This window comes from Kitasatospora sp. NPDC001159 (assembly GCF_053598235.1).
Window position 1 is genome coordinate 25,332 of the sequence record NZ_JBSFJV010000078.1, and the last position, 10,609, is coordinate 35,940.

General features: G+C 70.4%; 10 protein-coding genes and 1 pseudogene. 9 read left to right on the forward strand and 2 right to left on the reverse strand.

The window, feature by feature from the left end:
* The first annotated feature begins 238 nt into the window (after positions 1 to 238).
* The 6 genes from ACWC9T_RS30600 to ACWC9T_RS30625 all read left to right on the forward strand — a co-directional run bounded on the left by ACWC9T_RS30600 (position 239) and on the right by ACWC9T_RS30625 (position 5,562).
* On the forward strand, positions 239 to 1,447 hold the full coding sequence (locus tag ACWC9T_RS30600; RefSeq protein WP_449824291.1) for an IS701 family transposase: 1,209 nt from the start codon (positions 239 to 241) through the stop codon (positions 1,445 to 1,447).
* Positions 1,444 to 2,898: an ATP-binding protein gene (locus ACWC9T_RS30605; protein WP_449824292.1), complete on the forward strand. Its 1,455-nt coding sequence runs from the start codon at positions 1,444 to 1,446 to the stop codon at positions 2,896 to 2,898. Before ACWC9T_RS30600 ends, ACWC9T_RS30605 begins: the two co-directional genes overlap by 4 nt.
* Positions 2,895 to 3,671, forward strand: coding sequence for an ester cyclase (locus ACWC9T_RS30610; protein ID WP_449824293.1), 777 nt, complete (start codon positions 2,895 to 2,897; stop codon positions 3,669 to 3,671). Before ACWC9T_RS30605 ends, ACWC9T_RS30610 begins: the two co-directional genes overlap by 4 nt.
* Positions 3,672 to 4,428: 757 nt before the next feature.
* Complete coding sequence (locus ACWC9T_RS30615) at positions 4,429 to 4,938, forward strand: hypothetical protein (protein ID WP_449824294.1); 510 nt, start codon at positions 4,429 to 4,431, stop codon at positions 4,936 to 4,938.
* A 151-nt stretch (positions 4,939 to 5,089) separates the two neighbouring features.
* Positions 5,090 to 5,218, forward strand: a complete 129-nt coding sequence (locus tag ACWC9T_RS30620; RefSeq protein WP_449824295.1) for a hypothetical protein — start codon at positions 5,090 to 5,092, stop codon at positions 5,216 to 5,218.
* A 74-nt stretch (positions 5,219 to 5,292) separates the two neighbouring features.
* Entirely contained in the window at positions 5,293 to 5,562 is a 270-nt protein-coding gene (locus ACWC9T_RS30625) for a hypothetical protein (RefSeq protein ID WP_449824296.1), read from the forward strand.
* Positions 5,563 to 5,640: 78 nt separating this feature from the next.
* Here the strand turns inward: ACWC9T_RS30625 and ACWC9T_RS30630 are convergent, their stop codons facing one another.
* Positions 5,641 to 5,805: a hypothetical protein gene (locus ACWC9T_RS30630; protein WP_449824297.1), complete on the reverse strand. Its 165-nt coding sequence runs from the start codon at positions 5,803 to 5,805 to the stop codon at positions 5,641 to 5,643.
* A 200-nt stretch (positions 5,806 to 6,005) separates the two neighbouring features.
* Between ACWC9T_RS30630 and ACWC9T_RS30635 the strand changes: the two genes are divergently transcribed.
* Positions 6,006 to 7,010, forward strand: coding sequence for a magnesium and cobalt transport protein CorA (locus tag ACWC9T_RS30635; RefSeq protein WP_449824298.1), 1,005 nt, complete (start codon positions 6,006 to 6,008; stop codon positions 7,008 to 7,010).
* 42 nt (positions 7,011 to 7,052) lie between these two features.
* Here the strand turns inward: ACWC9T_RS30635 and ACWC9T_RS30640 are convergent, their stop codons facing one another.
* Positions 7,053 to 8,999, reverse strand: coding sequence for a potassium transporter Kup (locus tag ACWC9T_RS30640; RefSeq protein WP_449824299.1), 1,947 nt, complete (start codon positions 8,997 to 8,999; stop codon positions 7,053 to 7,055).
* Between the two features lie 132 nt (positions 9,000 to 9,131).
* On the opposite strand from ACWC9T_RS30640, the pseudogene ACWC9T_RS30645 reads away from it, so the two are divergent.
* Together ACWC9T_RS30645 and ACWC9T_RS30650 are read left to right on the forward strand one after the other, a co-directional pair.
* A pseudogene (locus ACWC9T_RS30645) lies at positions 9,132 to 9,416 on the forward strand (universal stress protein); the annotation flags it as partial.
* A 159-nt stretch (positions 9,417 to 9,575) separates the two neighbouring features.
* On the forward strand, positions 9,576 to 10,349 hold the full coding sequence (locus tag ACWC9T_RS30650; protein WP_449824301.1) for a DUF4118 domain-containing protein: 774 nt from the start codon (positions 9,576 to 9,578) through the stop codon (positions 10,347 to 10,349).
* Positions 10,350 to 10,609: the final 260 nt, after the last annotated feature.

The following is a 10,609-nucleotide window of genomic DNA, read 5'->3' on the forward strand; positions in this document are numbered from 1 at the left end:
TGCCCGCTTTCCCGGACACGCAAGGTCCGCGCGCGTCGCATATGGAACTCGCTAAACCGTCGTCGAGTTGTTCTGCCGGAGTCGGTTCTCTGCTCTAATGGGCGGTCGAGCTCAGCAGTGCAGATGATTTTCGGGAAATGCGTCCGGAATGGCGATTTCCCCTGCTCTGCCATGCCCGGAATGATGAACAATTCCGCCGGGTCGTGGTATTCGCGCATTGCTTCGAGGAGGGATGGGTGTGGACGTCGGATTCGATGGCTTCGATCCGCAGGACCTTTCTCAGGATCAGGTGGACCGCATGTGTGGGCAGTTGCTCGCCTCGGTACCGCGCAGTGACCAGCGCCGATGGGGCGAGCTGTACGTCCGGGGGTTGCTGTCCGCGAAGGGGCGCAAGACCATGAAGGGCATCGCGGAGGCCGCCGACGCCGGCGCGATGCAGAGCCTCCAGCAGTTCATCACCACCTCCCCGTGGGAGTGGAAGCCGGTGCGCCAGTCCCTGGCCCGCTTCGTGGACCGGCAGCTCCAGCCGGTCGCCTGGATCGTCGAGCCGCTCGCGGTTCCCAAAGCGGGCCGGCACTCCGTCGGCGTCGAGCGCCAGTTCGTCCCCGGCCTCGGCCGGATGGCCAACTGCCAGCAGAGCGCTGGCGTCTGGCTGGCCTCCGAGGAGGCGAGCTGCCCGGTCGACTGGCAGCTCGCGCTGCCGGCCACCTGGGTCCCGGGCAGCGAACAGCGGAGAAGAGCCGCGGTCCCCGATCACGTGAGATCCCAGACGCCGGTGCAGTGTGCCGTCGATTCAGTCGTCTCGATCGCCCGCGATTGGAGCCTGACGCCCCGTCCGGTGGTGATGACCGCGACCAGTGACGATCTCGCCGAGGTCCTCACGGCGTTCGCACCGCGCCGGATTCCCTTCGTCCTGCGCGTCGACGCCTCCCTGCAGGTGGAGCCCGCCGACCCGAGGCTGCCCGCGGGTGACGGACGGCGGCTGCCGGCAGAGCACCTCCTGGCGTCCGTACGGGAACTGGGCGCGGCGGTCGAGTGGCGTGACAGCCGGCACGCCCGGCGCAGGGTGGCCAGGGTGGTCGGGGTGCGAGTCGCGCTGCCGACCGTCCACGACCGCGCCGTGGGCATGTCGCCGCTCTTCCTGATCGGTGCCTGGACCGACCCGAACCAGGCGCGGCCCGCCGAGCTCTGGCTCTCCAACATCGGCCACCTCTCCTCGTCGGCGCTCTTCCGGATCGCCAAGCTGACCAGGCGGGTCTCCCGTGACCTGCAGGACGTCTGCGACGGCGTCGGCATCCGCGACTTCGCCGGGCGCTCCTACCGCGGCTGGCACCACCACGCCACACTCGTCTCGATCGCGCACGCGATCTCCGTCCTGGCAGGGCTGCCCCGGCAATCGGGACGGCTGCTCTCACAGCGCCGCCTGCCGCTGATCGGATCGCGGTGACCACGACGGCCCAGGACCGCGGCGAGCGGCTCCGTGGGATCGAACTCTTCACCGAACTGACGGGCGGTCAGTTGGAGTGGCTCACCGAGGTGACCGAGGAGCGGGTGCTCGACGACGGTGAGATCCTCTTCCGCGACGGCGACGAGGCCACCCACTTCTACGTCCTGCTCGACGGCGAGCTGCTCGTCACCAAGACGGTGGGCGGCCGCGAGGAACTTCTCACGCGGCACTTGGCTCGCCCGTACGCGGAGCGGGAGCACGGCGCCAAGCCCCCCGCCGCCCACCGGTTCACCGGGGAGCTTCCACTGCTGACCGGCGGCGCTTACGTGGCCACCGTCGCGGCGGCGGGTCGTACGGTCGTCGCCGGCTACCCCAAGCAGGTGTTCCTCGACATGCTGGTGCGCTGCCCCGGCGTGGCCCGGGTGCTGCTGCCCGTCCTGGCCTGGCGGATCGCTTCCTCGGAGGCCCAGGCCCAAGGAAGGGCCACGGTGACGGCCATGGGCACGCTCGCGGCCGGTCTGGCCCACGAGTTGAACAACCCGGCTGCAGCCGTGGCGCGCGCAGCGCAGGACCTGGGCCCGGCCATCGACCGGCTCGCCGGTACGGCGCGGCGCTGGGGCGCTGCGGCCGTCGCTCGGGAGGCCGAGGCACTCGACCGGCTCGCGGCGGAGATCGAGCGGGCACCGCTCACCGCCGAGAGCGACCCGGTCGCGACGGCGGACCTGGAGGACGAGGTGCTCGACTGGGCCGAACGGCAGGGTGCCGCGCACCCGGTGGCCCTCGCCGGCGCGATGGCCGAACGCGGCCTGGGCACGGGCTGGCTGTCCCGGCGGTTGTACGGGCTGTGCCCGGGCGTGCTTCCGGTGGCACTGGAGCAGCTGTCCGCCCTGCTGGAGGCCCGGGCGCTCGCGGGGGAGTTGCGCACGGCGGGCCCGCGTATCTCCGCGCTGGTGGCTGCGGCCCGCGATTACGCCAACCTCGGCCGGGCCCCGGAGGGGCGATTCTCCGTGGTCGACGGCATCGAGGCCACGCTCACCATGCTGCGACCGAAGCTGGCGTGTGTGCGGATCGTCCGCGAGTACGCGCCGGACCTCCCGGACGCGACCGGCCACCCGACCGAGCTCAACCAGGTGTGGACCAATCTCATCGACAATGCGGTCGACGCCATGGGCGGCACGGGGACGCTCACGGTCCGGACCGTCCTCCAGGGCGCCTGTCTGGCCGTCGAGATCGGGGACACCGGCTGCGGTATCCCCTCCGACGCGCTCACCCGGATCTTCGATCCCTTCTACACCACCAAGGACATCGGCAAGGGGACGGGCCTCGGCCTCCACCTCTCCTACCGCATCGTCACCCAGCGGCACGGCGGATCGCTCACCGCCCGCTCGGTTCCCGGCGACACCTGGTTCACCGTGCGGATTCCCGCACCGACCCGAGAGGAACTCGAATGACGGAAACCATCACGACTGACGCACGGGCGGTTTTCGAGAAGCAGCTCGCCGCGGTGTCCGCCGGCGACCTCGATTCGATCGTCGGGAATTACACCCCGGACGCCGTGCTCGTCCGGGCCGACCGGAGTTTCGCCGGTGCGGAAGGAATTCGTGAGGCGTTCGCCGGGTACCTCGCGCTCCGGCCGAGGCTGGTGGAAATGGTCGAATACGCCGAGCACGGCGACACGATCTGTTACCGGGCGGTCATGGAGGTCGCCGGCGAACGGAAGGAGACGGTCGGCGCCATGGTGATGAAGGACGGCGGGATCTGGCGGCAGACGGCCTCGTTCCGCCCGGAGGCGGTGGTGAGCATGACTCCGCTGGAGGTCTACAGGGCCTGGAACGGCTGCCTGTTGGCGGGCGACATCGAGGGGGCCACCCGTCTGATCGATCCCGAGCGTTGGACCGAGAAGTGCCTCGGACTGACCGGGTGGCTCACCGACTTCCAGGTCGCGCTCACGCACTACGCGCGGAACATGGTCGAGCCGTGGGAGGGACTGGAGATGTCCGAGGAGGAGGTGGTCGAAGGGCGGGACGCCGTCACCATCCGCTTCCGCGTCGAGGCCACCCACGTCGGGGAGTTCATGGGCGTCCCCGCCACCGGACGACGGGTCTCCTTCGATACCATCCGTATCGTCCACGTCAGGGACGGCAAGGTCACCGGACAGTGGGCACAGCTCGACCTCTGGGGCCTGCATAAGCAGTTGACGGACAATCGACGGGCCATGCTCTGAATCGAGCCCGTCAGAGTACCGTCAAAGGAACATTCCGGGCCGTGCGTGCCTGCTTCGATCGTGGGCATGGACTTCACCTGGTTGGCCCACCGGCTCGACGGCAGGCCGAGGGTGGTCGTGTCGACGACCAGTACCGGCAAAGAGCTCCGACACGAGCTGTGGGTCGCGCACCTGTACGGCTATCGGCCGGTGGAGCACCGGCTGGTAGCCGGGTCCGGGTCCTGGACCGTGCTGGTCCTGGACCCGGATCCGGCGGCCCGGCGCCGGGCCGAATGGATGCGAAGCCCCGACCTGCGGCCGGAGGCCTCCTCCCCGGTCGACTGGACGGACGGTCGGACGCCGTCCCTCTGGACGCCACCGGGCTGGCCGCCCGGGGCGGGCCCGGTCCCACCGCCCGATCACCTGCTCCCCGGTCCCCCTCCCCGTGACCGGAGGGTCGGGCGCCTCGCGTTCTGGCTTACGTGCGGCGTGATCTCGGCTTGGACGACCAACGCCGTGAGGTGGGCCTGGTCCGGCACACCGGGCGCGACGGGACTGGTGCTGTCCGGGAGCCTGGGAACCCTCGTGCTGCTCGGCTGTGCGGTCACGGCCTCGCGGTCGCGCCGCCGGCTCCCGATCGCGAAGGCGGACGCGGACCGACCGGCAGCGTGACGGCGCATTCCGAGTGCGGAACGGGGGAGTCGTGTACCTGAGGGATCCGAAGTCCACGGCCGGGCGGTTGTGCCTAGCACCGGTCCTGGCGTTGGCGGGGCTGGCCGTGATGCTGGCCGGCGCGGCGCTGACCGCCGTCTGCGTGCTCACCATCGCCTACCCGCTCCGACTCGCCGGCCAGCCGGGCCTGTTGACGGTCACCGGCTGCCTCACCGAAGGTAGCGGCAAGCAGGCGCGCACCACTTGCTACGGCGACTTCAGGCCCGACTCGGGCACCGTCGTGGCCCGCTCGGTCCCGTACGACGGCAGTCTGCGCGTCGGGGCCCGCGTGCCCGTGCAGTACGTCGAGTCCGAGGACACCTCCTATCGCGTGGGCGTGGCCTACACCGGTGTCCGGGTGCTCGGAATCTCCGCAGGGCTGTTCGCCGTGCTGGCCGGCCCTGTCGGCGTCGCGCAGGCCGTTGAGATGGCCGCACCCCGGCAAGCCGCACGCTGGCGCGAGGGCCGCCTGCCGCGGGCGCTGTGGCGGGTGGCCGTGGTCTTGTTCAAGGGCCTTGCCGCGCTCGCGGTGACGTCTGGGGCGATCAGCCTGCTGGCCTATCTGGTGACCGATTGATCACCTGTCGGTGCTGCGGCGGTCAAGCCTCGACGGCCTGCATCTTGGCGCACCGGGCGCCTGCAACATGCTGCATTCCAAGCCTCTCCCGGCGCCCGTCGGAGGCGGCATATTTCAAGCCGTTGAGCAACACCGCACACCGGGACCGCCGGTGCCGTTGCAGGCCGGGGCCCGCACGAGTGCCGCGGTGCTGCACACCGGCAGCCGTATGTCGCGGTTCGCCTCGCTGCGCGCGGACCGCGCCGAGCCCGCGGCGGCGGCCCGTTCGGCGGGCGCGTAGTCCGCGCGTCCGGTCCGTTCCTGTCCCCGGTCGGCGTTCGGCCGGTCGGCCCAGAAATGATTGGAAGGGTTCCCATGAGCAACCACGTCGTCGTGGCCGAGATCGGCTTGACCAAGAACCGCTACGGCGCCGAGATCAAGACCTCCGAGCCGATGTCGCTGGAGCAGGCGCGGACGTTCGCGCTGGAGGCTGCCCGAGGCAGCCACCCCGACTTCGCGCCGGCTCCGAAGAAGGCGCAGATCCTGCGGGTCGGCACGGACCAGTACCTGGTGGTCGAGGGCCACCGGCTGAGCCCCGACAGCCTGAACCGGTTCACCGTCACCGAGGTCGTCGACGCCGGCTGACCGCCCTCGCGCGGGAGCGCCACCGTCGATCGTCTTCCCGGCCGGAAGGTCGGGAAGACGATCGATCCGTTTCGCGGGTCAGAGCCATCCCCGGTCGCGCGCGGCCAGGATGCCCTGGGTGCGGTGCGTGGCATTCGGACGGCGCAGCAGGTTGGAGACGTGACCGTGGTCGGTCCTGCTGGCGATGCCGAGTTCGCGTGCGCCCGCCTCGTCCTTCTCGACCCGGACCATGGTCTTCAGCACCCGTCACTCGATCTCCGTCAAGTGCTTCTGCCTCAGGTCCTCGCCGGCCGGCCAGAACCGCTCGAAGAGCGCGATGAGGCTGGAGATCATCCCCTGCTGGTGGACGACCAGCGCTCCGCGGCCGCCGGTGGGTGCGGCCGCCTGGGCGCAGCCGGTAGGTTGGCGGGTCGTCGACGGTGGTTTCCGGAGGGTGCTGGGTGATGGTTGCGCGAGCGGTGGTGGACTGCGCGCTGTACGAGGACGGGCGGCGGTTGCCGGGGCCGGTCGATCTGTCGGCCGTGCTGGAGCGGATAGGCGAGGCGGACGGCCGGTTCGTGTGGATCGGGCTGTTCGAGCCGACCGCGGAGCAGTTCGCCGAGATCGCGGCGGCGTTCGGGTTGCACCCGCTGGCGGAGGAGGACGCGGTGCGGGCGCATCAGCGGCCGAAGCTGGAGCGGTACGGGGACACGTTGTTTCTGGTACTGAAGACGATCACCTACGTCGAGCACGAGAAGGTGACGGCGACCAGCGAGATCGTGGACACCGGGGAGATCATGGTGTTCGCCGGGCCGGGTTTCGCGATCGTGGTGCGGCATGGGAGCGCCAAGGGGCTGACCGGGGTGCGGCACGACCTGGAAGCGACGCCGGAGCTGCTGGCGCTGGGGCCGACGGCGGTGCTGCACGCGGTGGCCGACCACGTGGTGGACGGCTACCTGGAGGCGGCGGATTCGTTCGAGCGGGACGTGGAGGAGCTGGAAGCCGCGGTGTTCTCGGCCGAGCGGACCGACGACTCCGCGCGGATCTACCAGCTCAAGCGCGAACTGCTGGAGTTCAAACGGGCGGTCGGGCCGCTGACGCTCCCGCTGCAGCGGCTGTCGGACGGTTCGCTGCCGCAGATTCCGGCCGCGATAGCCGCCTATCTCCGGGATGCCGCGGACCACCACGCGCAGGCGAAGGAGCGGATCCTGGCCTTCGACGAACTGGTGTCCAGCATCCTGGACGCGAGCATGGCGCGGTTGTCGATGCAGCAGAACACGGACATGCGCAGGATCAGTGCCTGGGCGGCGCTGGCGGCGGTGCCCACGATGGTGGCGGGCGTGTACGGCATGAACTTCGACTACATGCCGGAGCTGCACTGGACGTTCGGCTACCCGGCGGTGCTGCTCTTCACCGCCACGGTGTGCGTGTTCGTCTTCCGGGCGTTCCGCCGCAACGACTGGCTGTGAGCCGATGCGGGTACGAGCAGTGACCGTCCGCGGCCGGTGCGCCTACACCTCGATGTGCGAGCCCATGATGACGGTGCGCTCGCGGGGGAGGCCGAAGTACTCGGCGGCGTCGGCGGTGATGTAGGAGGTGGCGATGAACAGGCGCTTGCGCCAGGGTGCCATCGTCGGCTCCTTCCCGCGCCGCAGCTCGATCTTCGACAGGAAGTAGGACGCCTGGTCGAGCCGCAGCCAGCCCTCGGTTTCGGTTGGATCGAGCACCGCCAGCGTGGTGGGCACGTCCGGTGTCTCCATGTAGCCGAACCGGGCGGTGACGTGGATGATCCCGTCGTCGGCGTAGCCGAGGTCGTCGACGGTGATCCGCTGATCGGCCGGGACGCGCGGCACGGGCTCGGTCTCGATGGACAGGATCACGACGTGGTCGTGCCGTACGTGGTTGTGCTCGACGTTGGCCCGCAGGGCCAGCGGCGCGGTCTGCTTGCCCCGGTTGAGGAAGACGGCCGTGCCGGGGACCCGGAGCGCCGGCACCTCCCCGCTGTGGAGGCCGTCGACGAACTCGCGCAGCGGGCCTTCATGCCGTGCTCGTTCGGCGGTGACGATCGCGCGGCCGCGCTGCCAGGTCGTCATGACGGTGAACGCGGTGATGCCGATCAGCAGCGGCAGCCACGCGCCGTGGAGGAGCTTGGTCGCGTTGGCCGCCACGAACAGCAGGTCCACGGCGAGCAGCAGTGTCGCGCCGGCTACGACGAGCCACACCGGTGTGCCCCAGCGGGCACGGGCGACGTAGAAGAACAGCAGGGTGGTGATGGTGATGGTGCCGGTGACCGCCATGCCGAAGGCGAACGCGAGCGCCGTCGAGCTGCGGAAGGCGAAGACCAGGGTGAGGACCGAGACCATCAGCAGCCAGTTGATCCAGGGGACGTAGACCTGACCCATCGTCGACTCGGAGGTGTACGCGATCCGCAGCCGCGGCAGGTAGCCCAGCTGGGCGGCCTGGGAGGCGACCGAGTACGCGCCGGTGATCACCGCCTGGGAGGCGATCACGGTTGCCGCCGTGGCCAGCACGACCATCGGCAGCCGTCCCCAGCCCGGCGCCAGTAGGAAGAACGGGCTGCTGATGTTGCGCGGGTCCCCGAGGATCAGCGCGCCCTGGCCGAGGTAGCTCAGCACGCATGCCGGGAACACGAGGAACAGCCAGCCCCGGGTGATCGGCCGACGACCGAAGTGCCCCATGTCGGCGTAGAGCGCCTCGGCGCCGGTGACCGCGAGCACGACCGCGGCCAGCGCGAAGAAGGCGGTCCCGAAGTGGTCGAACAGGAAGCCCAGGGCGTAGCTCGGCGACAGCGCTCGGAGGATCTGCGGGCGGTCGGCGATGGCGGACACGCCGCACGCGCCGATGGCCACGAACCAGGCGATCATCACCGGCCCGAACACCCGGCCCACCGCCGCCGTTCCGCGGCGCTGGACGAGGAACAGCAGCACGATGATCACCGCGGTGAGCGGCACCACCGCGCTCTCCAACGAGGGCTCCACGACCTTGAGCCCCTCGACCGCGGACAGCACCGAGATCGCCGGGGTGATCATGCTGTCGCCGAAGAACAGCGAGGCACCGAAGATGCCCAGTGCGGCCAGTACTGCGGTGGCCCTGCGGCCTCGCGGTGAGCTCCACCGCCGCAGCAGGGTGATCAGGGCCATGATGCCGCCCTCGCCCTCGTTGTCGGCGCGCATCGCCAGCAGCACGTAGGTGACCAGCACGATGATCACCACGGACCAGAAGACGAGCGACACCACCCCGTACACGTTCTGCGTGGTGACCGGGACGGGATGCGGGTCATCCGGGTTGAACACGGTCTGGAGCGTGTAGATCGGACTGGTTCCGATGTCGCCGAAGACCACACCCAGGGCACCCACGACCAGCGCGAGGCGCGCCGTGTTCTGTACGCCGGGATGCTGAGTCTCTGTCGGCTGCGGTGCGGCACCGCGATCGGCCATGGGTGGTCCTCCTCCGTGCGAGCTGCCGTGCCGCAGCCCTGGTACATCAGCGCGGACGATGATCGCACGCGCAACCACGGGGCAGTCGCACCGCGTCGTCGCATTCTTCGAAAGCCGGCGCCTTGCCCGATCCGGATCGGGAACCTGACCGCCCTGCGCCGGCTCGCTGCTCTGGCCGGCCGGGCGGGTCGACGAGCGGCTCCACGACTAGCGGACGGAACACGGGATCGACAAGGTGCGGGAGACCCGGGAACGGGTCGTGGTGGCCCTCACCGGTGAGCCTGAGGGGGAGACGCTGATCCGGCGGGCCGCCCGAATCGCCGCCCGCACCGGGGCGGGGACCTGCTCGCTGTGCACGTGGCCCGCGAGGACGGCCTCACCGATGCCGGTTCCGAGCCTCTGGATCGGCAGCGTCAGTGTCGACCTGTCCGGGGACATCGACGTCCACATGGTCACCCACGAGGCTTCCGCGGGCGGCCGCCTCCGCGGCGACGGGCCGCAAGAATCGCGTTAAGGCCTGGCCGGCCACTTGCGGCCGCCGCACGGGCTGCTACACGGGAAGGCAGGAGGTGTGCGATGCCTTGGTACGTTCGGCACGTTCGCGATCTTCGGCGCCTGATGACGGGGCCGCTCTCACTGGCGGTGGTGGTGGTCCCGCTCGCGCTGAGCGCGGTCCTGCTGCCGGCGCGCGGGCACCTGGCCAACACCAATGTCGCCCTGCTGCTGGTCGTCGCCGTGGTGGCGGTGGCCGCCGTGGGGCACCGGCTGTCCGGTGCCGTGGCCGCGCTGAGCGCCGCCGCGTGGTTCGACTTCTTCTTCACCCGCCCCTACGAGCGGTTCAGCATCAGCAACTCGTCCGACATCACAACGGCGGTGCTGCTGCTCGCGGTCGGCCTCGCGGTGTCCCAACTCGCGGCCCGTGCCCGCAGGTTCGAGGTCATCGCGGTCACCGACGCCGGCCACCTCGCGCGGATCCACGACGCGGCGGTCCTGGCCCGTTCGAAGCCCGCCCCGGCTGTGGTGGACCACGTCCGGGCCGAGTTGGTGGACTTCCTCGGGCTGCGGGCCTGCCGGTTCGAGTACGGCTCCCTCATCGGCCACCCGCCGCGCCTGGAACACGACGGTTCCATCGTCGTCGGCCGCAGGCCCTGGCCGACCGAGGAGCTGGGCATGCCCGCCGAGGACGTGGAGCTGCGCGTGTTCGCCAACGGCAAGTACGTGGGCCGCTTCATGCTCACCCCCGCCCCCGGCAGCGTCCCCGACCGCCAGTCCCTCCTCGTCGCCGTCACCCTGGCTGACCAGGCCGGCGCCGCCCTGGAGACCACTGCGGGCCACGTGACGGCGGCCTGAATCCGGGCCCAGCGACTCCCGGTGGGTTCGGTAGTAGCCGCTGGAGAAGAGCAGACTGCCAGACGGGTCGAAGGGCACATGGGCGTCGACGTTGAGAGTCCAGCACTGTTGGAGTCAGGGATGGGGCGAGAGCGGCCAGCTCGTTCGCGGTGTCATTGCCGTCGTGCCGGTTTCCCGGCGCGGTGAAGGCGATGCCTTCTTGAGTCGACCGGACCGGCAGGCAGAGGGACGAGGCGGAGGGCCATTCCATGGCGGAGCAC